We start from the raw sequence: 22,749 nt of genomic DNA on the forward strand, positions 1-22,749 counted from the left end.
AAGGGGGCTTTGCACCCTGTGTTTTTTTTCAATGGACAGCCTGCCGGGGCAGGTTCTCCTGTCAGAGCCAGCCCCAGTCGGATTGGGCCAGGACGATGAACGTAATCTTGGGCTTCGCGGCCGTGTCAACGGCAAAAGCTGTGGTACCGGTTCCATCACAGACGGTCCTTTCTGCCTCAGGCAAGGGGCGGCGGGGATTTGTCCCCTGCCCCCAAAACAGAGACTGGATTTCAGCCCGCGGATGTGCTAAAATAAAAGGGACGATAATAGGAGCCGGGGGGTGAGCGGATTGGACGTCCTGCTGGTGGACGACGAGCTGGATGTGGTAGAGGGCATTGCCGACGGCGTGGATTTTGCGGCCCTGGGCCTGGAGGAGGTCTATGTGGCCCAGACCAGCCAGCGGGCCAAGGAGCTGCTGCAAAGCCGGGACATCGGGGTGATGGTGACAGACATTGAAATGCCCGGGGGCAGCGGCCTGGAGCTGCTGGAATGGGTGCGGGACAACCAGATGGAGGTGGTCACCCTGTTCTGCACCGGCTTTGCCAACTTTAACTATGCCCAGAAGGCGGTGGAGCTGCACAGCTTCGACTATTTTCTCAAGCCCATCGCCTACCCGGCGCTGCAGGAGCGCCTTGCCGCCGCTGTAGAGGAGGCCCGCCGCCTGCGCAGCCTGGCCAGCGTGCGCCGGAATCTGCCGGGGCTTCAGCTGGAACAGAAGCGGAACTACTGGCTGCGGCTGCTGACCGGGGGCTCGCCCGCCCCGGCGGAGGAGGGCGCGGCCCACTATGGGGAGGACGGGGCCTTTGCCCTGTGCGCCTGCTCTCTGGCGGATGGGTCGGAGGCAGTGGGAAACTGGAAAAGGTATGCCATGCGCAATGTGCTGGACGAGCTGGCGGGTGAGGAAAAAATGTCCCTTGAGGCCATTGTGCCCCTGTGGGACGGGGCCCAGTGCGCGGTGTTCTCCGGCGTGAGGCCCGGGGCTCTTGACCGGGCCCTGCGGCGGCTTGAGGCCTTTATCAAGGACTATCTGTCCTGCTGGGGCAACTTCTACTATGTCACAGGCATTGCCCTGGAGGACGCCCCCCAGGCCTTTGCCCGGGTGAAGGACTGTCTGGCGGACGATGTGTGCAGCCAGGGGGTGGTGTGCCGGGCGGGGGACTATGTGAAGCGTAGCATTCCCTATACCTCTGGCCCAAGGGTGCAGGAGTGGAGCACGCTGCTCACCGCCGGCCGCATTCAGGAGCTGGAGGAGGATATCTGCGCCCACCTGGACCGGCTGTCGGCCCGGGAGCAGGTGAACATGCCCTACATCAAGGCCATGCGCATCGACCTGATGCAGATGGTGCACACGGTTCTGGGGCAAAGGCAGATTCAGGCCCACGCCCTGTTCTCCGACCGCCGCTTCGACACCCTGCGGGAACGCTCTCTGTTCTCCATCAGCCACATGAAGCGGTATTTGTGCTATGTGGTGCGCACCGCGGGGGACTATATGGAGTACATGAAGGAGTCCCACTCGGCGGTGGGCAAGATGAAGGAGTACATCAACGCCCACTACCAGGAGGACGTGACCCGGGGCGTTTTGGCGAAGGTGTTTTTTCTCAACCCCGACTACCTGGCCCGGGTGTTCAAAAAGGAGACCGGCCTCTCCATTGGGGGCTATCTGCAGGACATCCGCATGAACGAGGCCAAAAAGCTGCTGGCCCACACCAATGTGCCGGTAAACGAGGTGGCTATGGGGGTGGGGTATGACAATATCTCCTACTTCTCCCATGTGTTTCGGGAGAAGACCGGCCTGACGCCTGTGGAATACCGGCGGCGGGGCGGGGGATAAGGGAAAAGGGCAGGCCCCCTTTGGGAGGGCCCGCCCTTTCTCGGATTTTTTCTTGGTTTCCTTTTCGCTAAATCTGCCTTTTTCCGGCCTTGGCATAGCCGTCGGTCCGGGGCAGCCAGTCCAGGAACCTCTCGATTTCCAGGTTCCAGAACCGCCACTCGTGGCCATAGTCCGGGTGCTCGTCCCAGGTCAGGTCCGCGCCCAGCTTTTGCAGCTGGTCCCGGAAGGCCACATTGGCCTCAAACAGAAAGTCCTTGGCCCCGCAGGCAATGTAGGCCTTGGGGAAGGCTTTGCCCTCTCCGGCCAGCTTCTCCGCCAGAGAGAGGGGGTCCAGGGCCGGGTCGGCGGGCTTCTGCTGGGTAGCGTCCGCTCCGCCGGAGACCAGGGCCGCCGGGTTCAGCTGCACCGCCGCCGAGAAGGCCCCAAAGGCCTTGAACCGCTCCGGGTGGTTCAGGGCATGGACCAGGGCGCCGTAGCCGCCCATAGAGAGCCCCGCAATATAGGTGTGCTCCGGCTCTCTGGCAACCGGGAACATGCCGCACACAAAGTCCGGCAGCTCCTCTGAGACAAAGGTGAAGAAGTCGTCGCCGCACAGGTTGACATAGCTCTTGTTTTCGGCGGAGAGATTCACCACCGCAATCTGCCGCTCCTCGGCAAACAGCTCCACATTGGTGTAGCCGGTCCAGGTGGCATGGTTGTTGCCCATGCCGTGCAGCAGGTACAGCGCCGGGAACTTCTCCGCCGGGGTGTGGCGGCAGGGCGCGCCCCCGGTCATGCCCATAGACTCGGGTATGGTGACAGTGGGCACGATGACGGTGATGTCCACGGTGCGCTTGAGGGTATAGGAGATAAAATTGCAGGTGAATTTTGCCATTTTCTTGACCTCCGTAATGATTTCAGCCCTTCACGGCGCCCAGCATGATGCCGCTGGCGAAATACTTTTGCAAAAAGGGATACACCAGCAGAATGGGCAGAATGGCCACAAAGGCAATGGCCATGCGGATGGACACCTGAGGAATCTGCATCAGGGCGCCGGAGTTGGCGGTGGAATGGGCCGCCAGGGCCTGAATGTCCTGAATCATCCGGTTGAGAAGGGTCTGAATGCTGAACATGCTGGACTTGTTGATGTAGTACAGGCCGTTGGTCCAGTCGTTCCAGTAGGTCAGGCCGGTGAACAGGCCGATGGTCACCAGAATGGGCTTGCCCAGGGGCAGCACAATCTTCCAGTAGATGGTCATATAGCCCGCCCCGTCAATGTTGGCGGCCTCATAAATGTCGGTGGGAATGCTTGTGGTGAAGAAGGTGCGCACCAGAATGACATTGAAGGCCCCCAGCAGAAAGTTGGGGAAGATGTAGGCCCACAGGCTGTTGCGAATGCCGAACACCGTGGTCCACATGATGTAGGAGGGGACCAGCCCGCCGGAGAACAGCATGGTGAAGAACACATAAAAGGTGATCACCCGCCGGCCGGGCAGCTCCTTGAGGGAGAGGGGGAAGGCCATCAGCGAGGACAGGATGATGCTGCCCGCAGTGCCGATGACGGTCACCAGCACGGTGATGCCGTAGGCCCGGAACACCGTGGCGGCGTTCTGCAGAATGTACTCATAGGCTCCCGCGCTGAACTGGGCGGGGAAGAAGGAATAGCCGTTGACCACCAGGGTGTTCTCCTCGGTGATGGAGGACATGAACAGCAGCAGCAGGGGCAGAATCATGCACAGAGACACCAGGAGCAGGATGATGTTGATCACCGCTTGATAGGCCTTGCGGCCCTTTGACATAATCATGTTTTCCCGCCTCCTTAAAATATCGCGTTCTCGGCGCTGGCCTTGCGGACAATGAAGTTGGAGAGCATCACCAGCGTGAAGCCCACCACAGACTGCAAAAGGCCTGCTGCCGAGGACCGGCCAATGCCGCCCGAGCTCATCAGCGCCCGGTATACATAGGTGTCGATGGTGTTGGTCACCTCATACAAAGAGCCGGAGTTCTGGGGCACCTGATAGAACAGGCCGAAGTCGGAATAGAAAATGCGGCCGATGTTCATAATGAGCAGGGTGATGATAGAGGGGATCAGGCAGGGCAGGGTGATCTGGGTGATCTGCTGCCACTTGCTGGCCCCGTCCAGCTCGGCGGCCTCGTAAAAGCTCTGGTCAATGCCCGCGATGGCCGCGATGTAGATGAGGGTGCCGTAGCCCACGCCCTTCCAGCAGTTGGTGACAATGAGAATCAGGGGCCACCAGGTGGTGTCGTTATACCACTGCACAGGCTCTTGGCCGAACAGGGGCAGCAGGCTCTTGTTCAGCATCCCGTTCTCGTGGCTCAGCAGGGCGAACACAATGTAGCTGACCACCACAATGGAGATGAGGAAGGGCAGCAGAATGGAGCTTTGATACAGCTTTTTCAGCCGGCTGTTCACCACGTCTGAGATGAAGATGGCCAGTATAATGCCCATCACCATGTTGACAATGATGAACGCCACATTGTAGAGCAGGGTGTTGCGGATAATGACGCCGGCCTCGTTGGTGGTAAACAGATATTCAAAGTTCTTCAGGCCGGACCAGGGGCTGAAAAACAGCCCGTCGTTGACATTGTAGGCTTTAAAGGCCACCACAATGCCCGCCATGGGGATATAGTTGTTGATGAACAGGTACAGCGCCCCGGGCAGAAGCATCAGATAGAGCGGGATGAACTGCTTGAACCGGGTAAAGCTCAGCTTCTTTTTTTCCATATCCATCCTCCTTGCGCAAGGCTTTTGGGCGGGCTTATTGGGCGGCCAGCCACTCGTCCAGCTGACGCTGCTTCTCGTCCATCACCTTCTGCAGGCCGGCGGCGTACAAGGCGTCGTTAAACTCCTTGAGCTTGCTGTCCACATCCACCACGCCAAAGGCCAGGTCCTTAGAGTACTGCTCGTACACCGAGGCCAGCTGGGCCTCCTCGGTGGTTACGGGGGTGGAGTCAAAGGTGAAGCCGTAGGCCTTAGAGGTCATCATCTCGCTGTTATACTTCTCATACTGCTCCCAGATGTCCACCGGGTTGCCCTCCCAGGGATGGCCCGCGAACTGGTTGGGATAGATATAGCCCATGTCGTTGTGATAGCTCACGCTGGAGGCGTCCACCCCTTCGGGATAGGCTGCCAGGTTGTCCTCGGTCAGCACCCAGTCCTCGCCCTGAATGCCCCAGTTGATCAGGTCGTTGAACTCCTGGCTCACATAGGTCCAGTTCATGAACTGCACGGCCTTCTGGGGGTCCTGGGCAGAGTTGGCCACAGAGAGCATGGCGGAGGTGACCGCAGAGGTGCTTTTGGCGCAGTTGCCGCCCACGGGAATGACCGCCACCTCGTAGCCGGTCTGAGCCTTCTTCTCAACGTCGGTGTTGGGCTTGATGGCGGTGATGAAGGAGAAGCAGTTGCCCGCCTTCATCTTGATTTCGCCGGAGTCGGAGTTCACGGCAATATCCTGAGAGGAGTAGCCCTTTTTGAACCAGTCGCTGCCAATGTGGCAGAAGTTTTTATACTGCTCAGACTCAAACCAGTTGGTGATGGTGGTGGTCTGGCCGTAGTTTTCCAGCACGCCGAAGTTGTCGCCCAGGTTGTCAAACCAGTCAATGGTCTGCAGGGCCATGATAGAGGTGCCGTCCAGGCAGACCATCTCGGGGTGGGCGGCCTTTACCTTTTCAAACAGCTTGCCCAGCTGGTCGAAGGAGGAGTAGTCCTCAACGGTGACGTTGAAGTCCTCTACCTTATAGCCCAGCTCGTTAAAAATGTCCTTGCGCACCACCAGGCCCGTGGGGTAGCCCCGCTCCTTCATCTGGCCCAGGCCGATGAGGAAGTCGCCGATGTAGCCGCAGTTGAAGTCCTCGCCCAGCACCTGCTGGGCGTCCTTCAGGTCGTCCAGATACTGAGACATGTCCACCACATACTGAGACTGAATGTAGGTGGAGAAGTTGCCCGAGAAGGCGGGGAAGATGTCCAGCGGCTCGCCCGCGGCCAGCATCATGGAGATCTGAGAGTTGTAGGTGCCCCAGGTCATGGGGATGACGTTCACCTTCATGTTCAGCTCCTTCTGGGCCAGCTCGTTGATGGCCTCGTTCACCTTGTTCTGGTTGGGGCCCTCCTGGGCGATCATGTAAAGGTAGTTCACCTCATAGCCGCCGCCGTCTACCTTGCCCGTGCCTTCGGCCTCGCCCCCCTGGGAGCTGGCGTCTCCGGCGCCGCTGCCGGTCTGGCTCTCGCCGCTGCTGCTGGCAGGGGCCTGGCTGGAGCTGTCCTTGCCGTCTCCGCCGCACCCGGCGAACAGGGACGCTACCAGGGCCAGTGCCAGCAAAAGGCTGATGATCTTTTTGGCTTTCATATACATACCTCCATAAATTCCGGCAGTGGGCCGCATTGGTCAGCGGGCCGCGCCGGTTATTTGTGATAATAATCATACCAGATTTTGTGCCCCGGGAAATATAAGGAAACGGTACACAAATTATCACAAATCGGACATCTTGCGGTTTACCCCTCGTCAGAGAACGGGCTTTTGGTTATAATATTTTCAGCTGAACCCAAGGAGGAATGCGTGTGGGTGAGCAAAAGAGGGGGCGCGGGCCCAGGCCGGCCCTGCGGAAGATTCTGCTGTGGCTGCTGTCTCTGTTTTTGTTGGTTCTGGCGGTGAGCCTGGCCGGGCTGGCGGCCGCGCTGCACAGCTCCCGGGAATACCAGTGGGGCCGGACCGTCTACGCGGTGGAGGAGCAGCTGAGCCGGCTGGACGGCGCCCTCTCCGCCGTGAACCTGAGCCTGACCGAGCTGCTGCTGAGCAACGAGGAGGTGCAGAAGGTGCTTAGCGCAGAGGACGTTCACGGAAGAAATGTGGCCGCCCGGCAGCTGAGCGACCGGCTGGAGCTTCAGGGCCGCTCTCCCGCGGGGAGCTTCAATTTCTTTTTCTACGAGCTGAAAAACGGCACAGAGGTCTTCCGCTACGACGGGCGCTCTGACTATGGGGAGTGCAGCCGTCTGCGCAAAGCCATTAAAGAGAGCCTGCAGGCCAGCTCCCACATCAAAGAGAGCCCTGCCTGGGAGCCGGTGATTGCCGGCGGCAGCGTGTATCTGCTGCAGAGCTATCAGCTCAACGGCGCGGTGGCGGCCAGCTGGGTGCCCTGCGATTCCGCCCTCTCCTTTATGTCAGGGGTGCCTCTGTCTGACCAGGGCTTTTACCTGGTGATGGACCAGAACCGAAGGCCGGTAACGCCAGAGGGGGGCAAAACCTACCCGGCAGAGGAGGACTGGGAGGGCTATTCGCAAGAGTTTGTGCTGCCCCACGGGAACATGACCCTGCTTGTGGCGGACAAGCCCGGCGCAGCCCAGCAGGCCTGGCTGACCGTGATGTGGCTGTTTGCCCTTACCCTTTTGATTGTGGCGGTCTTCTCCATCTATACCCTCACCTATTTTCAGCGGTATATCCAGGCCCCCTTCGAGCGGCTGCAAAGCCATGTCAACGACTACGCCTCTGAGCGGCACACCGCCAAGCGCAAGGGCTTTGCCGAGCTGGAAATGGCCATGTCTGCCTTTGACGCTTTGGTGGGGCAGATTAACGAGCTGAAGATTGAGCAGTATGAGGAGGAGATCTCTCTGGCAAAAACCCAGCTGGAATATTTTCAGCTGCAAATCAAGCCCCACTTTTTTGTCAACGCCTTCAGCGTGATTTATGGCATGGCCCAAAAAAAGGAGTTTGAGCGCATTCAGGAGTTCTGCCTCAAGCTCTCGGACTATGTGCGCTACCTGTTTCAAAACGGCCTCTTTACCGTGCCCCTGGAAAAGGAGCTGGCCTCGATTCAGGACTATCTGGGAATACAGAACATCCGCTTTCGCACCCAGAGCGCGGTGGACGAGGAGATTCCCCCCGGGCTGCTGGCCTTTGAGCTGCCGCCTCTGCTGCTGCTCACCTTTGTGGAGAACGCGGTAAAGCACAGCCACTACAGCCGGGGGATGCTGGTCACCATTAAGGCCCAGGCTGTAGACGCGGAGCCCCCCCAGGTGCGCTTTACCGTGGCCGGCAGCGGCTCGGCCTTTTCCAGCGAGGACCTGGAGGCCCTGAACCGTCTGACAGCCGCGGACCAGGAGGACGGGGGGCATATTGGCGTGCGCAACACCCACAAGCGGCTGTCTCTGATGTACGGCGTGGAGTACAGCCTGCGCTTTTACAATCAGGACGGGCGCTCTGTGGTGGAGATTATTCTGCCCTGGCGCAGCGGCGGGGAGAAGAACTGACGCCCCAAAGGCAAAGGAAAAGAGCCGGGACGCCGCTGCGTCCGGGCTCTTTTCTCATTCCAAAAAAACTCCTCGTCAATCTCCGCGCTCCACCCGAGAATCTCCATGTCCTCCTCAGGCCCTGGCAGCTCCCGGCAGACAGCGTAATATATGCGTCCGTCGCTGCCCTCGGCCAATCCCCGCTGGTCGTCGTAGAGCAGCGTAACGCCGTTTTCCAGCCGGAGCCTTTGGCAAAAATGGACGGCCTCCAGGCTGGACTCTCTCCAATAGCGGGGCTTTGCGGCTTCAAGTTCATCGTTGTTCATTGAGCATTCCTCCTATGAAAGTGTGAAATTATCTTACCTTAATTGTCTGGCTTTTTCAATAGCACAAAAGAAAAAAGCCCATGTTATTATAGGCGGAAACCGGTTTTTTTGCTTTTTTCAGACACAATCTGACAGCAAACAGGGTGCGAAGGGCCGGAAGGGGAGTTTTTTGCTGCAAAAAAATGGGAAGCTTGCAAAAGGTGTACTTTTTGCAAGCTTCCCATTATATTGTCGGAATATTTAAATTATACCACATTTTGCACCAATACGCAAGTCCCCGCCAGAAGGAATTTCAATATTTTGCAAAATCACGCCAGTTTGTCAAAAGGTACACTTTATTGCAGGCTCCCGGCAAAAAACAGGAGGGAAAGCATGATGAAAAGAAGAGCTCTGTCCCTGCTGCTGGCTCTGAGCCTGCTGTGCGGCCTGACGCCTGCAGGGCTGACAGCCAGCGCAGAGGAGTACAGCGGCCTGTGCGGCGAAAACCTGCGCTATGTGATCAACACCGACACCGGGGTGCTGACCATCTCGGGCACGGGGGACATTGGCGAGGCCACCCCGTGGAAAAATTACAAGAGCCAGATCAAAAAGGTGGTGGTTGGAGAAGGCGCTACCGGCATTGGCGAATCGGCGTTCAGCTATATGGAGTTCACCGAGATCTCGCTGCCCCATACTCTGACCCATATCGACGGCTCCGCCTTTGCCAGCAACGATCACCTTCAGAGCATCGACATCCCTGAGGGTGTTGAGACTTTGGGGAACAGTGCGTTTTTCTATACCCACAAGTTGCGCAGCGTCACACTGCCCAGCACCTTGACCAGCATTGGAAAAAGGGCTTTCTGGGCCTGTGGGGTCACTGCCATTGACATCCCGGCATCCGTCAAAACCATTGGCGAGGAAGCCTTTCAGGATGACTCAGCATTGAAAAGCCTCACCCTGCATGACGGGCTGGAGTCGATTGGGCCGGAGGCCTTCACTGGCTGCGGGATGGAAACGCTGGTCATCCCCGCTTCTGTTTCCACTATCGAGAGGGGCGCCTTCTCAAATTGCAGCGACTTGAAAACTGTAGTCATGCTTGGCGGGGGCAAGGCTCTGCCAATGGTCTGCTTTGACGAGTGCAGATCGCTGGAACGTATCAAGCTTTCGGATACCCTGGAGAGCATAGAGTATAGGGCGTTCGGCCTCTGCTCTTCCTTGACCCGGCTGGATATTCCCGCGTCTGTCACCTTTTTGAACGCACCCTGCTATTGGAACTGCAAAAGCCTGAAAACTGTGGTCATTCCCAACCCGAACTGCACCATCGATGAGCGCTATGAAGAAAGCTCCCTGGGCGTACCCGGCCAGACTGTTTTGTATTCGGATTCTTCCGATATCAAGCGGTTCGCCATCAAATACGGCTACGATGTGCAGGCCCCCGGCAGCGAACCCGAGGACGACTGGGACCCCTTTGCCCAGCCCACCCCCGAGCCAACGGAGACCCCCACGCCTGAGCCTACGGCCACCCCTGAACCGGCGGAGACCCCCACCCCGGGATCCACCGCCACCCCTGACCCGGTGGGCACGCCCACGCCTGCTCCCAAAAGGTTTGACGATGTGCGGCCCAGCGACTGGTTCTACCAGGCGGTGAACTGGGCGGTGCAGAACGGCATCACCAGCGGCAAGTCGGTGAACCGCTTTGGGTCGAAAGACATCTGCGACCGCTCCCAGGCGGTGTTCTTCCTGTGGGCGGCCTCAGGCCGGCCAGAGCCCCAGAGCGCCGGCAACCCCTTCTGGGACGTGAGCCCCTCCGCCTACTACTACAAGGCCGTGCTGTGGGCTGTGGAGAACAACATCACTGGGGGCACCAACGCCGCGGGCACCACCTTCAGCCCCACCCAGGACTGCAGCCGGGGGCAGATTGTCACCTTCCTCTACGCGGCAAAGGGCAGGCCCACGCCGCCCCGCTTCAACAAGTTCAACGACATCAAAACCGGCGTGTACTACGACAAGCCCGCCAACTGGGCCGCAAAGGAGGGCATCACCGGCGGCACCAACGCCGCGGGCACCGCTTTCAGCCCCAACCGCAAGTGCACCCGGGCGGAGATCGTCTCCTTCCTTTACAAGGCTTACCAATAATGAGAAAGGCCCTGGCTGCTGCCGGGGTCTTTTTCGTGGGAATCTGTTCCAGGGAGTTGAAACCTACTAAGAGTTGTGCTATAATAAGATGACTATACCACTTGCATGAAAGGGGTCGCCTTGCTATGGGCACCGACATTGCCATCGACCTGGGCACCGCCCGGTTCAAAATTTACCAGGACGGTAAGGGCATCGTTTTGAACGAGCCCTCCATTATTGCCGTGGACAATATGACGGACGAGATTATTGCCATTGGCACCGAGGCCTATGGTATGCTGGGCCGCACCTCCGACCGGGTCACGGTGGCCCACCCCTTGTGCAACGGCGTGATCTCGGACCTGACCCTGGCCGAGCACCTGATTGCCCACTATCTGCACCAGGTGGGGCGGGGCAGGCTGTTTGCCCCCCGGGTGGTGGTCAGTGTGCCCTGCGGGGTGACCGAGGTGGAGAAGCGGGCTGTGGTGGACGCGATCGGCTCCGCCGGGGTGCGCAAGGTCTGCCTGATTGAGGAGCCGGTGGCCGCGGCCATTGGGGCGGGGGTGGATATTTCCGCGCCCCACGGCTGCATGATTGTGGACGTGGGGGAGGGAACCACCGACATGGCGGTCATCTCTCTCAACGGCATTGCCATTGCCAATTCCACCCACATTGCCGGCGACGACTTCAACGAGGCCATTGTCAAGTATGTCCGCCGCAAATTCAGCCTGATTATTGGGGACCGCATGGCCGAGGCCGCCAAAATTGCCATTGGCTGCGCCTACCCCCGCCGCCAGCTGAGCACCTATGTGCTCAAGGGCCTGGACGCGGTGACCGGCCTGCCCACCACCACGGTGATGACCTCGGACGAGATGATTGAGGCGTTGATTGAGCCTGCCATTGCCATTGTGCGCACCGTGCAGGCCACCCTGGAGCAGACCCCCCCTGAGCTGCTGGCGGACATTTTTACCGACGGCATCTACCTTACCGGGGGCTCGGCCAATCTGTACGGCTTGAGCACCCTGCTGTGGAAGAAGACGAAAATCCCTGTTGTGACCTTTGACGACCCGGCCAGCTGCGTGGTGCTGGGGGCCGGGCGGGCCATCAAATATATTGACAAGCTGGACCGGGGGGAGCATGGGCGCATCAACCCGCTGATGTCCTATTCTTAAGGGAGTACATAAAAAAGTAAGAGAATGGTAAGCTTTTGCTTAAGGGGACCGTAAAGGGGCCCCTGTATGCTTATAGCCAGCGCCGCCCCTCTGTTTTTGGGCCGGCTGCACAGCCCCTGCCCGGGAAGCCTCTGGCTCTATGGCGCAGGCAGGGGGACAGCGGCCCCGGGAGGCGGACCGCAGCCGATTACATCAGGAAAGGACCGTGTTCCATGGACCAACAGCCGGTTAAAAAGAAAAAGAAGATACCCTGGGCCATGCTGTACATTATTGCCACCATTGCGGCGGTGGTGCTGTTCGGGGTGTTCAACCGCCAGTTTGCCAGCGTGTTTTACACCATCACCCACCTGACCCCCGGTTTTCTTACCATTGCCGTGGTGGTGAGCGTGGTGTTTTTCTTCTTCGAGGGGGGCGTGGTTCTGCTGCTTATGCGCAGCCAGAACATCCCCATGCGCATGAGGACCAGCATGAAAATCAGCCTCATCGGCATCTATTACTCCTACATCACCCCCAGCTCCACCGGGGGCCAGCCCATGCAGGCGGCCTATCTCCGGCGGGACAAAATCCCTGTGGGCCTGTCCACGGCAGTGCTGATCATGAAATTTTTCTGCTACCAATGCGCCTTTGTGCTGTGCTCGCTGGTGAGCCTTCTGCTGTTGTATGGCAAAATTTCCCGGGAAAACCCGGGCATCCTCCCCATCATTATTGTGGGGCTGTGCATCAACGGCGGGTCTATTGTGTTTTTCGGGTCCATGTTCTGCCGCCCTGTGCTGGGGGCCCTGTGCCGGTTTGTGAAATTTCTGGCAGGCAGGTTTCAAAGGCTGTCCCAACGCTTTCATATTCTCGAGACCATTGACAAATTTCAGGCCGACTTTGACAGCTACACCGACGATTTCAAAGAGAAGAAAAAGGCGGTGGTCTGGGGCATTCTGCTGTCCATCCCCCAGTTCATTCTGCAAATGAGCGTGCTCTATTTTGTCTACCGGGCCTTTGGCTACGGTCAGGCGGGATATGTGGAGCTGGTGGCCATCCAGAGCCTGCTGCAGGCCTCGGTGTCCTTTATGCCCATGCCGGGGGCCTCCGGGGCTCAGGAGATCGGCTTTTCCAGCTTTCTGCGGCCCTATTTTGTCAACAACGACCTGTACGCGGCTGTGATGGTCTGGCGGTTCTTCACCTACTATCTGGTGGTGATCGCCGGGGCCCTGCTGGTGGTGGCGGACCAGTTTTTGTACAAGCGCAGGGAGAACGCCGGCGAGTCTGCCTGCCAGGCGGAGGGGAGGAATGGAGGATGATGTTCCAGAACTGGCAGGATTTGGAGACAGCCTGCCTGAGCTGCCAGAAATGCGGCCTGTGCCAGGGGCGGCGGCAGGTGGTGTTCGGGGTGGGGAACCCCCGTGCCCGGGTGATGTTTGTGGGGGAGGGTCCAGGAGAAAACGAGGACCTGCTGGGCGAGCCCTTTGTGGGCCGGGGCGGGCAGCTGCTGGATAAGTATCTGGCCGCGGTGGACCTGGACCGGAGGACCAATGTGTACATTGCCAACATTGTCAAGTGCCGCCCGCCCCAGAACCGGGACCCCCTGCCTGAGGAGCAGGAGGCCTGTATTCCCTGGCTGCGCAACCAGTTTGCCCTGCTGCGGCCCCAAATTGTGGTGTGCCTGGGCAGGGTTGCGGCCATGCGCCTGATGAAGCCGGACATCAAGATTACAAAGGAGCACGGCATTTTTGTGGAAAAAAACGGGGTGCTGATGATGGCGACTCTGCACCCCGCCGCCCTGCTGCGCAACCCCGGCCAGAAGCCCGCCGCGCTGGAGGACTTTTTGAAGCTGCGTGAGAAGATTGACCAGCTGGGCTGCGATGTGGCAAAATTGCAAAATATGGGATAAAGCGGTTGCTTTTTTGCCCTGCGGGTAGTATAATAGTCACAGAAATTATTTGACTGGAGGACGTTGCTATGAAGGTTATGGTTGAAACTTCCGCCCACCATGTGCATGTGTCCCAGGCGGACCTTGCCGCCCTGTTTGGGCCGGACGCTGCCCTTACCAATAAGAAGGACCTGTCTCAGCCGGGTCAGTTTGCCTGCGCCGAAAAGGTGGAGGTCATTGGCCCCAAGGGCTCCATGTCCATGTCCATTCTGGGCCCCACCCGCTCTGAGACCCAGGTGGAGATTTCCCTCACCGACGCCCGCAAGCTGGGGGTCACCGCCCCCATCCGGGAGTCCGGAGACCTGGAGGGCACCCCCGGCTGCACCCTGAAGGGCCCTGCCGGCGAGGTCGCCATTGAAAAGGGCGTGATTGCCGCCAAACGCCACATCCACTTCAACCCCCAGGAGGCCCAGGAGGCCGGGGTCGCCGACAAGCAGATTGTGTCGGTGAAGGTGGACTACAATGGCCGTGCTTTGGTTTTTGGCGACGTGGTGTGCCGGGTCAGCCCCAACTATGCCCTGGCCATGCATGTGGACACGGATGAGTCCAACGCCGCCGCTCTGCCCGGCACGGTGGACGGAGAGATTATTCTGTAAAAGAACATAACAAACAGGCCCCGGGACTGCGGATGAAGCGGTCCTGGGGCTTTTTGCGGCTGTTTTCAGCGATTGCTCTGGAAGTGAATGGTTAAATGGGGCGCGGTCTGTGGCTTACAGGACGCGCCCTGCGGCAAGGCCGTGCATCCCGCACAGTTTTTCTTACCGGTGAGATTTCTGGGGAATCACAGACAGGACACCCATGCTGCCGGGCTTTTATTTCAGCTCAAGCTTGGCGTGGGGGCCCAGCTCCAACCATATACGGGCCGGGCGGGGGAGAGGCCCCAGAGGGATGGCGCAGGCCCGGCTCTCCCCCGGGGCCAGCTCTACCCGGCAAAAGCCCGCCAGCTCCTTCACCCGGGGGACAGTGGGACCGGCCAGCCGCCGGAAATAGATTTGAGGCGCCGCTGTGCCTACTCTCTCGCCGGTATTTGTTATGGTAAACTTAACCTGAAGAGGCTCCTCCTCAAGAGCCAGGCCCTCTGCCTGAAACTGGGTATAGCTCAGCCCAAAGCCAAAGGGGTATAAAGGGGCCTGGGCAGGCTGATAGGAGGCCTTGTGATTATAGGCGCAGGGCAGGCCCCCCACGCTTTGGGGCAGGGTGACAGGCAGGCGGCCGCTGGGGTCGATCCGCCCGGTGAGAATCTCCGCCAACGCCTGGCCTCCCATAGGGCCGGGGTAAAAGCTGTACAGCAGAGCCTCTGACCTCTCCGCCAGCCGGGGGATGGCGTAGGGGCGTCCGGCAATGATCAAGGTCACCACAGGCTTGCCCAGGGAGAAGACAGCCTCAGCCAGCTTTTCCTGCACCCCCGGCAGACGGAGAGAGGGGCAGTCCACGCCCTCCCCACAGTCCATTTCCAACGTGTCCTGAGAGGGGTTACCGTCAACCGAGCTGTCATTATGGTCAACTAAGGCGGCGCCGTTGGCGTCAAACCGCACATGGCCAAACCGGCTGGAGGAGCCGCCCAGTACCAGCAGTATCAGGTCGCTGCTTTCCGCCAGAGCCAGGGCCGGGGCAAAGCCGCTCTCGTCCTCTCCGCACAGAGAGCAGCCCTGGGCATAACCCACCCGGTCTCCCAAAAGGGCGCGCAGGCCCTGGTACACCGTGACCCCGCTCCCTTGGGGCTGGGGCGGGGTGTAGTCCCCCAGCTGGTTGTACAGGGCGTTGCCGTTGGGGCCCAGCACCGCGATGCTTGGCGCGCCCTTCAGGGGCAGAACCCCCTGGTTTTTCAGCAGGACCACGCTCTCCCGGGCCAGCTGCAGGCTCTCGGGATGCTGGGAATAGGCGTAGAGCTTGGGTGGCTCCTCCTCCAGAAAGGGGCGCTCGAACAGGCCCCGCCGGAATTTCAGCTCCAGCACCGCCAGCACGGCCCGGTCTACAGCCTCCTCAGACGCCAGCCCCTGCTCCACCGCCTCCTCCAGGGCGGAGAAAGCCCGGTCCCACAGGCTCATCTGCACACCGGCGTTAAGGGCCAGGGCGGCAGACGCGGCAGGGCTTCCGGTGAACTCCGTCAGCCGGTCCACCGCCACGCCGTCTGCCATCACCAGGCCGGTGAAGCCCAGCTCCTCCCGGAGAATGCCTGTGAGCAGCTCCCGGTTGGCATGGCAGAACACCCCGTCAATCTCATTATACGCGGCCATAATCCCCTGGGCTCCTGCCTCAACAGCGGCCCGGGCAGGGGGCAGGTGGACCTCCCGGAGCTCCCGGGGGCCAATGCGGGCGGCGCTGGCGTTGACTCCGCCGGTGGTCTCTCCCTGGGCGCAGAAATGCTTGGCCACTACCTCTGTGCCCCCGGTGCGGCACCCGGCCACCGCCGCCCGGGCCAGGGCGGCGCAGAGAAAGGGGTCCTCGCTGTAGCACTCCTCGCTGCGGCCCCAGCGGGGGTCCCGCAGCACGTCCAGCATGGAGACCAGGGCCAGGTCCACCCCCAGCTCCCGCAGCTGAGCCCCGCAGACAGCGTAAGCCCTTTTCACCAGCTCCGGGTCCCAGGCCGCGCCGCAGGCCAGGTTGACCGGCAGCAGGTAGCCGTTCAACGCCTGGTGGCCGTGGGGACATTCGCTGCTCATAAGCATGGGGATGCGGTGGGGGGAGTGCTCCAGCACCAGGCGCTGGACGGCGTTGTAGGCCTGCTTCATCAGCGGGCCGGCAAGGCCGTTGGAGAAGTCCCGGCGGGACCAGGGGTCGGCCCGGTACAGGCCGTAAAGACAGCCCAGGCCGTGAAAACGCTGCACCTCGTCTATCAATTCCTGGCTCAGCCGGACACGGCCCCGCTCCACCTGATAGCAGGCAAAGCCGGTAAGCCGTTGATTCAGCTGGCCCACCTTCTCCCGCAGACTGAGGCGGGGGAGCAGGTCTGCAGCCCGTTGAGCCGGGGTCAAACTTGGATCTTGGTACTTCATTTTTTAGCCTGCCTTCCGATTTTTTATGGTCAAGGCCCTGAAACCATGCCGAGCCGTGTGCCTTTTGGGACGTTTTTGACGCAAAAAACAGTGACGCAGAGCGCGTCTGCGTCAAATAAGACTGGAATTCGATTGTGGAATTGTGTACACAGCATCAACAAAGTGCGAACTTCTAGGAAAGTTATAGTCGCGTCAGCCAGCATGGAAGCCGTGAAATGGGAACGCGGCCGCGCCAACAGAACGCAACTTAATCAACGGCGGGGGCCGCGTCAACAGAAATGTAATATAGTCAAACCAGCGAGCCCCAAAAAGCTATCGGCAAACGGCCGCTACAAACCGCGATTACGAGCCTTCCCGCCTGCAAACTGCAGCGTCGGCCAGCCGACGCGCTTCGCGAATTGCCAGCGGGGCTCCCCGCCAGGACCATCGGTAAACGGCCGCTACAAACCGCGATTACGAGCCTTCCCGCTTGCAAACTGCAGCATCGGCCAGCCGACGCGCTTCGCGAATTGCCAGCGGGGGCTCCCCGCGACGCGCTTCGCGAATTGCCGGCGGGGGCTCCCCGCTAGGACCAGGTGCCCTCCATGCCGCGGCTCCATTCCCGGCGGTTGCCGGTTTGTATGTTGTAGAGGGTGCGGGTGAGGGTGGTAAGCTCCTCGGGCTTCAGCTGGGCAAACAGCACGCCGTAGCGGTAGCGGCCCGCCGTGTACTCCGCGCCCCGGACAATCTGCCCCCGGAAGGTCATGACAGGATAGTCCTCCAGCTTGAAGCGCAGCTGCAAAACCTCCTCCTCGGGGTGTATGTACTCGGTCTCCACACAGGCCCCGCCGGTGCTCACGTCCACCAGAACGCACTCCTCCGGCCGGTTGAAGCGCTCGTCGTCCGCCCGGTACAGGGAGGCGTGGGTGTTCACCGGCAGGCGGAAGCTCATGCGCTGGTTGATGACATGCTCTACCTTCAGGTTCTTCACCCGAAAGACAATGCGGTTGGACTCGGCCACCACGCCGCTGAGATTGAACGCGACCATCTGCCTGCTGAACCCCCGGATGGCCACCCGGTCTCCCACAGGGCAGGTCTCAAAAGAGAGCCAGCCGGGCAGGCGCTCCAATGTCAGGCTGGCGCCGTTGACGTTGGAGACCCGGCCGGTGAGCATCAGCTTGCCGTCTTCCGTGACTACGTCCAAAGACAGACCCTCGGTGAGCTCGGGGAGCTGCTCGGCCACCCCGGAGCCGGCCGCAGGGGCCTTGACCTCCGGGGCCTCCTTTTCTTTGCCAAAGAGTTTTTGAAAAAAGCCCATAAATACCACCTTTTCCGCCTGTGCGGACCATAAACTTCGTTAGGAATATTATACGAAATCCCCCTGGAAAAGTCAAGCCCCAGCCAGTGGGGCGCCCCCGCGGAGGATGAGCCTCTCCACCGCCTGGGCCAGGCCGTTCTGGTCGTGGGGGGCGGTTATCATTTTTGCCGCTGCCTTTGCCTGGGCCGACCCGTTCTCTACTGCCACAGAATATGCCGCAGCCTCCAGCATGGTCACATCGTTGCCGTTGTCGCCCACAGCCATCAGCTGGTCCGGGCAAAGGCCCAGCCGGCCGGCCAGCATCAGCAGGGCCCGGCCCTTGTGGGCTCTCTCGCTGTTGATTTCCAGATTGTCCGGAATGGAGGAGGTGGGCCGCAGCCCTCCCAAAGCCGCCAGCCTCCGCCGGATTTCCCGGCTCTGGTCCTCTGTCAGACAGGGCAGGTTCACCTTCTCCGGGCACAGCCCCTGCCGAAACAGGGCTTCCAGGTCCTCCGCCAGCTCATAGTTTTTTCCCTTTGCCAGCCAGTGCTTGCGGGGGGGCAGCAGCTCGGTCAGGGCCCGCTCCCACAGGGCCCGGCTGGTGACCGCGTGGCCCCGGGTGTAATATTCGATAAAAATGTCGTATTCTTTGAGAATCTGATGAATTGCCAGGGCCTGCCCGCTGGGTATGAGCTCCTCCGCCAGAGCCTCCCCGGTTTGCAGGTCATACACCGCGCCCCCGTTGGAGGTGATGGCGTACCGCACCGGCAGCGCCCGGATGGATTCCGGCAGAAAGTCCCGCATACGGCCTGTGGCGGGCGCCAGAACCACCCCCTGCTCCGCCGCGGCCAGCAGCGCCTGGCGGTTTCTTTCGGGCAGCTCCCGGTGGTTGACAATGGTGGTGCCGTCCAGGTCAAATGCCAGCAGCCTGATCTCCATTATTCGTCCTCCACCATGTATTTCCGCCAGCCCTCCGCTGTTTTTTCATAGCGACGGCGGCGGTTGATATCCATTTTTCTCACAACCTCGTCCTCCAGGTCTACCCCCAGAATTTCCGCCAGACCCAAAAGGTAGATGGCAATGTCCGCCAGCTCCTCCCCCAGGTCGGGCTTCTGGTCCATCCAGGCGTGGTGGGCCTCAGCCATCTCCCCGTAGAGGTAGCAGAATTCCAGGTTCACGTCTGTCACATTAAAATGGTGGTCCAGCTTGTTCTGGTAGGCCTGCTTCTGCAAAAGCTTCCAGTCCGCCGCCATTACAGCACCCTCACGGCAAAGCCATAGACTGCCCGCTCTCCGGGCGGGAGCATGGTCATGCCCTTTTTCTCTGTGAATTCGTCCCCCTCGCTGGTCAGGGTGGCGCAGCCGGTCCAGGGCTCCAGGCACACATAGGGGCCGTCGTTCACCGCGGACCAGACGCCCAGCATGGGGAAGCCGGAGAAGTCCATCTCCACGCCCTTGCCGGTTTTGGGGTTGACAATCTGCACGGTATGGGAGCGCAGGCCCTCGAACACCAGCGCGTCCTGATAGAACAGGGAGTGGCGCAGAGGGATTTCGCTTCCTGTCAGCCGGAAGCCCTCCTTGTCCCAGTCGATCAGGCCGGCCTGCAGGTCAATCACCGGGCAGGCCTGATCCTCGGGGCTGTCGAAGCGGATGATGTAGTCCTCAAAGGCAGCGTCCTCGTTGACCGGCACAGAAAAGCCCGGGTGTCCCCCCACGGCAAAGGGCAGGGGGCGGCTGCCGGGGTTTTCCACCGTGAACCGGGTGGAAACGCCCTCTTCGGTCAGCGTATAGTCCACGGTAAAAGCAAAATCAAAGGGGTACTGGGCCCGGGTCTCCTGGCTGGGGGTCAGGCGCAGGCTGATACTGTCCTCGGTTTGACCGGCCAGGGCAAACTGGCAGCGCTTGGCAAAGCCGTGGCGGGCCATCTCATACCACTGGCCGTTGATGCGGCTTTTCCCCTGCCGGAGCGCGCCCACAATGGGGAACAGCACCGGGGCGTGCTCCCGCCAATAGGCCTCGTCTCCGCGCCAGATATACTCAAAGCCAGAGGCGTCCTGAAGGGAGAGGAGCTGAGCGCCCAGAGAGTCCACCCGGGCGGTAAAGCGGCGGTTGCTTCGTTCATAGATCATGTTGACCACACCTTTCGGCAGTTTTCTACCATTATAACAGAGGGGGCCGGGAGATGCAAGGGGAGGAAGGGGGAGGGGAGCGTCCGGCTTAAAAAAAGAATAGCGGGCTTCCGCAGGCCGGGCCGTCCGCGTTTGTTCAACCAAGAGACATTCTGGGTTTGCGGTGGGCTCTCTTTTTGATTTGTTCCGGTGCTTTGCCAGTGTCTGCAAACGGTTGGTTTCCTTCCGCTCCGCATACGACGATATGGGTATCCCCCAATCATGCTCCGCGTAGCTTGCGGGGCTTTGCTTCTGACAACCTTTCGCCGCAGTTTTCCATTTGCCTCTCCGCGCCTTATTCTGTCGTTTTTTGCAGCAGACTTGGGGAGAACCCCAGGCCGGCAGCCTGCCTTCCGAAGCCCGGGCAAAAAACTTCCCTTGACATCTCTCCTCCTGTCCCTCATAATAGTATCATGAACGCGGTTTGTGTTTTTGCGAACCAGGCGGCGCAGCTGCCGGTGCGTGAACAATGTCCTTGCTCCACAGAATCAGGAAAGGAAGTTGTAAGCTATGATAAAAGGTGAAAAAGCGGTGATCACGGTCATTGGCAAAGACATGGTAGGCATTCTGGCCAGAGTATCCCATATGTGCGCCCAGAGCGGTGTGAATGTGCTGGAGGTAACCCAGTCGATTTTGCAGGATTTGTTTGCTATGGTGATGCTGGTGGATATGGCGGGAGCCAAAACGGACGTGGCGGCTCTTTCTGAGCAGATGGATGCTCTGGGGGCGGAGCTGGGCTTAAAGATACATGTGATGCATGAGGACATTTTCAACTCGATGCATCGGATTTGAGGCGTTTATGGAAATAAGGAAAGCACTGCCCGAAGACCTTCCCGTTGTGGGGGACATCACCCGGCGCACCATTCAGGTGGTCTACCCCAGCTATTACCCGGCAGGCGTGGTAGATTTCTTCCTGGACTGGCATAGGGATGAGGCCATCCTGCCTGACATCCAGGCCGGAGAGGTCTATCTGCTGTGGGCGGGTTCCGAGGCTGTGGGCACCGTCACCCTCCATAAGGATGAAATCACCCGGCTGTATGTGCCCCGGGCGCGCCAGGGCAGGGGCTATGGCCGGGCTTTGCTGGACTTCGCGGAGAGGGCCATTGGGGAAGAATTTGGCAAAATCCGCCTGGAGGCCTCTCTGCCTGCCGCCGCGCTGTACTGGAAGCGGGGATACCGGGTGGCGGATATGCTCACCGAAAAGCAGCCCAGCGGGGACGTGCTCTGCTGGGACGTGATGGAAAAGGCCTGGGACAAACAACCTATCAAGGGGGAATCAAGAATTGAACGCCAATGAAATATTAGAGACCATTGAGATGATAGACAACGAGGACCTGGACGTGCGCACCATCACCATGGGCGTCTCCCTGCTGGACTGCGCCGGGCCGGACCCGGACGCCGCGGCCGGCCGGGTCTATGACAAAATATGCCGCTATGCCGAAAACCTGGTGAGGACCGGGGAGGACATCAGCCGCCAGTATGGCATCCCTATTATCAACAAGCGCATTTCCGTCACGCCCATCGCCCTGGTGGCAGGGGCCTGCCCGGGGGCTTCGCCTGTTCGCTTTGCCAAGGCCCTGGACCGGGCCGCCCACACGGTGGGGGTCAACTTTATCGGCGGCTACTCGGCTCTGGTGCAAAAGGGCTTTGGCCCTGGGGACTACGCTCTGATTGAGAGCATCCCGGAGGCCCTGAGCCAGACGGAGCTGGTGTGCTCCTCGGTCAATGTGGGCAGCACGAAGGCGGGCATCAACATGGACGCTGTGGAAAAAATGGGCAGAATCGTCCGGCAGACCGCAGAGCTCACCGCGGACCGGGATTGCATTGGCGCGGCCAAGCTGGTGGTGTTCTGCAACGCGCCGGAGGACAACCCCTTTATGGCCGGGGCCTTCCACGGTCCGGGCGAGCCGGACTGCGTTGTCAACGTAGGGGTCTCGGGCCCGGGCGTGGTGCGGGCGGCCATCAAAAAAAGCGGGGCGGGCCTGAGCCTGACTGAGATTGCGGAGCTCGTCAAGCGCACGGCCTTCAAAATCACCCGCATGGGCCAGCTGGTGGCCCAGGAGGCCTCCCGGCGGCTGAGCGTGCCCTTTGGCATTGTAGACCTGTCCCTGGCCCCTACCCCGGCGATTGGAGACAGCGTCGCCTACATTTTGGAGGCCATGGGCCTGGAACAGTGCGGGGCCCACGGCACCACAGCGGCCCTGGCCCTGCTGAACGACGCGGTGAAAAAGGGCGGGGTCATGGCCTCGTCCAGTGTGGGGGGGCTCTCCGGGGCGTTTATCCCTGTGACAGAGGACGCGGGCATGATCGCCGCCGCCCGCAGCGGCTGTCTGACCCTCTCCAAGCTGGAGGCCATGACCGCGGTGTGCTCGGTGGGGCTGGACATGATCGTGATTCCCGGGGACGCCACGGCGGAGATCATTTCCGGCATTATTGCCGACGAGGCGGCGATTGGCATGGTGAACAGCAAAACCACCGCCGTGCGGGTGATCCCCGCCATTGGCAAGCAGGCCGGGGAGGAGCTGGACTTTGGGGGGCTGCTGGGCCAGGGGCCGGTGATGCCTGTCAACACCGCCAGCCCGGCGGCGTTTATTCACCGGGGGGGCAAAATTCCCGCGCCCCTGCAAAGCCTGAAAAACTGACCCGGGGGAGAAGGGCGGGCCGGAGCCGTTTGAAAACAGAGGGAGCCCCAAGCGTCTGCCCGCACCCAGGGACGGCGTTTGCCAACAGGCTCGGCCCTTTCCCC

The 22,749-nt window shown here is 60.4% G+C and carries 20 protein-coding genes; 10 read left to right on the forward strand and 10 right to left on the reverse strand.

Going from position 1 to position 22,749, the window contains the following annotated elements; genetic code table 11:
• Window positions 1–280 precede the first annotated feature (280 nt).
• Window positions 281–1,831: a response regulator transcription factor gene (locus ACTO5E_RS01875; RefSeq protein ID WP_482301077.1), complete on the forward strand. Its 1,551-nt coding sequence runs from the start codon at window positions 281–283 to the stop codon at window positions 1,829–1,831.
• A gap of 67 nt (window positions 1,832–1,898) precedes the next feature.
• Here ACTO5E_RS01875 and ACTO5E_RS01880 read toward each other — a convergent pair whose 3' ends face one another.
• Genes ACTO5E_RS01880 through ACTO5E_RS01895 form a run of 4 tightly spaced genes read right to left on the reverse strand, consistent with a single transcriptional unit; the run spans window position 1,899 to window position 6,177 of the window.
• Window positions 1,899–2,705: an alpha/beta hydrolase gene (locus ACTO5E_RS01880; protein ID WP_482301078.1), complete on the reverse strand. Its 807-nt coding sequence runs from the start codon at window positions 2,703–2,705 to the stop codon at window positions 1,899–1,901.
• Between the two features lie 22 nt (window positions 2,706–2,727).
• Entirely contained in the window at window positions 2,728–3,615 is an 888-nt protein-coding gene (locus ACTO5E_RS01885) for a carbohydrate ABC transporter permease (protein ID WP_482301080.1), read from the reverse strand.
• Window positions 3,616–3,629: 14 nt separating this feature from the next.
• The gene (locus ACTO5E_RS01890) at window positions 3,630–4,556 is read right to left on the reverse strand and encodes an ABC transporter permease (protein WP_482301082.1); all 927 of its coding nucleotides are present in this window, start codon (window positions 4,554–4,556) and stop codon (window positions 3,630–3,632) included.
• A 34-nt stretch (window positions 4,557–4,590) separates the two neighbouring features.
• Window positions 4,591–6,177 (reverse strand): ABC transporter substrate-binding protein, encoded by a 1,587-nt coding sequence (locus tag ACTO5E_RS01895; protein WP_482301084.1) that lies wholly within the window; start codon window positions 6,175–6,177, stop codon window positions 4,591–4,593.
• Window positions 6,178–6,389: 212 nt separating this feature from the next.
• On the opposite strand from ACTO5E_RS01895, the gene ACTO5E_RS01900 reads away from it, so the two are divergent.
• Window positions 6,390–8,075, forward strand: a complete 1,686-nt coding sequence (locus tag ACTO5E_RS01900; RefSeq protein WP_482301086.1) for a sensor histidine kinase — start codon at window positions 6,390–6,392, stop codon at window positions 8,073–8,075.
• On the opposite strand, the gene ACTO5E_RS01905 is transcribed toward ACTO5E_RS01900, so the two are convergent.
• Window positions 8,012–8,380 carry a hypothetical protein gene (locus ACTO5E_RS01905; RefSeq protein ID WP_482301088.1) on the reverse strand — a complete coding sequence of 123 codons (369 nt, stop codon included), beginning with the start codon at window positions 8,378–8,380 and terminating at the stop codon, window positions 8,012–8,014. The two genes, ACTO5E_RS01900 and ACTO5E_RS01905, sit on opposite strands and share 64 nt — an antisense overlap.
• Before the next feature lie 372 nt (window positions 8,381–8,752).
• On the opposite strand from ACTO5E_RS01905, the gene ACTO5E_RS01910 reads away from it, so the two are divergent.
• From ACTO5E_RS01910 to pduL, 5 genes are all read left to right on the forward strand, one after another.
• Window positions 8,753–10,495 carry a leucine-rich repeat protein gene (locus tag ACTO5E_RS01910; protein ID WP_482301090.1) on the forward strand — a complete coding sequence of 581 codons (1,743 nt, stop codon included), beginning with the start codon at window positions 8,753–8,755 and terminating at the stop codon, window positions 10,493–10,495.
• Window positions 10,496–10,620: 125 nt separating this feature from the next.
• Window positions 10,621–11,643 (forward strand): rod shape-determining protein, encoded by a 1,023-nt coding sequence (locus tag ACTO5E_RS01915; RefSeq protein ID WP_482301092.1) that lies wholly within the window; start codon window positions 10,621–10,623, stop codon window positions 11,641–11,643.
• Window positions 11,644–11,855: 212 nt separating this feature from the next.
• Window positions 11,856–12,935, forward strand: coding sequence for a lysylphosphatidylglycerol synthase transmembrane domain-containing protein (locus ACTO5E_RS01920; RefSeq protein ID WP_482301094.1), 1,080 nt, complete (start codon window positions 11,856–11,858; stop codon window positions 12,933–12,935).
• Window positions 12,935–13,525: a uracil-DNA glycosylase gene (locus ACTO5E_RS01925; RefSeq protein ID WP_482301110.1), complete on the forward strand. Its 591-nt coding sequence runs from the start codon at window positions 12,935–12,937 to the stop codon at window positions 13,523–13,525. The genes ACTO5E_RS01920 and ACTO5E_RS01925 overlap by 1 nt, the downstream gene beginning before the upstream one ends.
• Before the next feature lie 68 nt (window positions 13,526–13,593).
• Entirely contained in the window at window positions 13,594–14,160 is a 567-nt protein-coding gene (gene pduL / locus ACTO5E_RS01930) for a phosphate propanoyltransferase (protein ID WP_482301096.1), read from the forward strand.
• Between the two features lie 216 nt (window positions 14,161–14,376).
• Here the strand turns inward: pduL and ACTO5E_RS01935 are convergent, their stop codons facing one another.
• The 5 genes from ACTO5E_RS01935 to ACTO5E_RS01955 all read right to left on the reverse strand — a co-directional run bounded on the left by ACTO5E_RS01935 (window position 14,377) and on the right by ACTO5E_RS01955 (window position 19,964).
• Window positions 14,377–16,560 (reverse strand): glycoside hydrolase family 3 N-terminal domain-containing protein, encoded by a 2,184-nt coding sequence (locus ACTO5E_RS01935; RefSeq protein ID WP_482301098.1) that lies wholly within the window; start codon window positions 16,558–16,560, stop codon window positions 14,377–14,379.
• A 565-nt stretch (window positions 16,561–17,125) separates the two neighbouring features.
• A complete protein-coding gene (locus tag ACTO5E_RS01940; RefSeq protein WP_482301100.1) occupies window positions 17,126–17,857 on the reverse strand; it encodes a PilZ domain-containing protein in 732 nt (243 codons plus the stop codon).
• Window positions 17,858–17,929: 72 nt separating this feature from the next.
• Window positions 17,930–18,775: an HAD family hydrolase gene (locus ACTO5E_RS01945; protein ID WP_482301102.1), complete on the reverse strand. Its 846-nt coding sequence runs from the start codon at window positions 18,773–18,775 to the stop codon at window positions 17,930–17,932.
• Window positions 18,775–19,089 (reverse strand): MazG-like family protein, encoded by a 315-nt coding sequence (locus ACTO5E_RS01950; RefSeq protein ID WP_482301104.1) that lies wholly within the window; start codon window positions 19,087–19,089, stop codon window positions 18,775–18,777. The genes ACTO5E_RS01945 and ACTO5E_RS01950 overlap by 1 nt, the downstream gene beginning before the upstream one ends.
• Window positions 19,089–19,964 carry an aldose 1-epimerase family protein gene (locus tag ACTO5E_RS01955; RefSeq protein ID WP_482301105.1) on the reverse strand — a complete coding sequence of 292 codons (876 nt, stop codon included), beginning with the start codon at window positions 19,962–19,964 and terminating at the stop codon, window positions 19,089–19,091. The genes ACTO5E_RS01950 and ACTO5E_RS01955 overlap by 1 nt, the downstream gene beginning before the upstream one ends.
• Window positions 19,965–20,513: 549 nt before the next feature.
• On the opposite strand from ACTO5E_RS01955, the gene ACTO5E_RS01960 reads away from it, so the two are divergent.
• Genes ACTO5E_RS01960 through ACTO5E_RS01970 form a run of 3 tightly spaced genes read left to right on the forward strand, consistent with a single transcriptional unit; the run spans window position 20,514 to window position 22,645 of the window.
• Window positions 20,514–20,795 carry an ACT domain-containing protein gene (locus ACTO5E_RS01960; protein WP_482301107.1) on the forward strand — a complete coding sequence of 94 codons (282 nt, stop codon included), beginning with the start codon at window positions 20,514–20,516 and terminating at the stop codon, window positions 20,793–20,795.
• 7 nt (window positions 20,796–20,802) lie between these two features.
• Window positions 20,803–21,300 carry a GNAT family N-acetyltransferase gene (locus ACTO5E_RS01965; RefSeq protein WP_482301109.1) on the forward strand — a complete coding sequence of 166 codons (498 nt, stop codon included), beginning with the start codon at window positions 20,803–20,805 and terminating at the stop codon, window positions 21,298–21,300.
• A 19-nt stretch (window positions 21,301–21,319) separates the two neighbouring features.
• Window positions 21,320–22,645 (forward strand): PFL family protein, encoded by a 1,326-nt coding sequence (locus tag ACTO5E_RS01970; RefSeq protein ID WP_482301112.1) that lies wholly within the window; start codon window positions 21,320–21,322, stop codon window positions 22,643–22,645.
• Window positions 22,646–22,749: the final 104 nt, after the last annotated feature.

The sequence above is a fragment of the Acutalibacter sp. genome (genome assembly GCF_056800975.1).

Coding starts and splice junctions, on each gene's coding strand:
- ACTO5E_RS01880 (WP_482301078.1), bottom strand. CDS start 2,705: ATGGCAAAATTCACCTGCAATTTTATCTCCTATACCCTCAAGCGCACC.
- ACTO5E_RS01885 (WP_482301080.1), bottom strand. CDS start 3,615: ATGATTATGTCAAAGGGCCGCAAGGCCTATCAAGCGGTGATCAACATC.
- ACTO5E_RS01890 (WP_482301082.1), bottom strand. CDS start 4,556: ATGGAAAAAAAGAAGCTGAGCTTTACCCGGTTCAAGCAGTTCATCCCG.
- ACTO5E_RS01895 (WP_482301084.1), bottom strand. CDS start 6,177: ATGAAAGCCAAAAAGATCATCAGCCTTTTGCTGGCACTGGCCCTGGTA.
- ACTO5E_RS01905 (WP_482301088.1), bottom strand. CDS start 8,380: ATGAACAACGATGAACTTGAAGCCGCAAAGCCCCGCTATTGGAGAGAG.
- ACTO5E_RS01910 (WP_482301090.1), top strand. CDS start 8,753: ATGATGAAAAGAAGAGCTCTGTCCCTGCTGCTGGCTCTGAGCCTGCTG.
- ACTO5E_RS01915 (WP_482301092.1), top strand. CDS start 10,621: ATGGGCACCGACATTGCCATCGACCTGGGCACCGCCCGGTTCAAAATT.
- ACTO5E_RS01920 (WP_482301094.1), top strand. CDS start 11,856: ATGGACCAACAGCCGGTTAAAAAGAAAAAGAAGATACCCTGGGCCATG.
- ACTO5E_RS01925 (WP_482301110.1), top strand. CDS start 12,935: ATGTTCCAGAACTGGCAGGATTTGGAGACAGCCTGCCTGAGCTGCCAG.
- pduL (WP_482301096.1), top strand. CDS start 13,594: ATGAAGGTTATGGTTGAAACTTCCGCCCACCATGTGCATGTGTCCCAG.
- ACTO5E_RS01935 (WP_482301098.1), bottom strand. CDS start 16,560: ATGAAGTACCAAGATCCAAGTTTGACCCCGGCTCAACGGGCTGCAGAC.
- ACTO5E_RS01940 (WP_482301100.1), bottom strand. CDS start 17,857: ATGGGCTTTTTTCAAAAACTCTTTGGCAAAGAAAAGGAGGCCCCGGAG.
- ACTO5E_RS01945 (WP_482301102.1), bottom strand. CDS start 18,775: ATGGAGATCAGGCTGCTGGCATTTGACCTGGACGGCACCACCATTGTC.
- ACTO5E_RS01950 (WP_482301104.1), bottom strand. CDS start 19,089: ATGGCGGCGGACTGGAAGCTTTTGCAGAAGCAGGCCTACCAGAACAAG.
- ACTO5E_RS01955 (WP_482301105.1), bottom strand. CDS start 19,964: ATGATCTATGAACGAAGCAACCGCCGCTTTACCGCCCGGGTGGACTCT.
- ACTO5E_RS01960 (WP_482301107.1), top strand. CDS start 20,514: ATGATAAAAGGTGAAAAAGCGGTGATCACGGTCATTGGCAAAGACATG.
- ACTO5E_RS01965 (WP_482301109.1), top strand. CDS start 20,803: ATGGAAATAAGGAAAGCACTGCCCGAAGACCTTCCCGTTGTGGGGGAC.
- ACTO5E_RS01970 (WP_482301112.1), top strand. CDS start 21,320: ATGATAGACAACGAGGACCTGGACGTGCGCACCATCACCATGGGCGTC.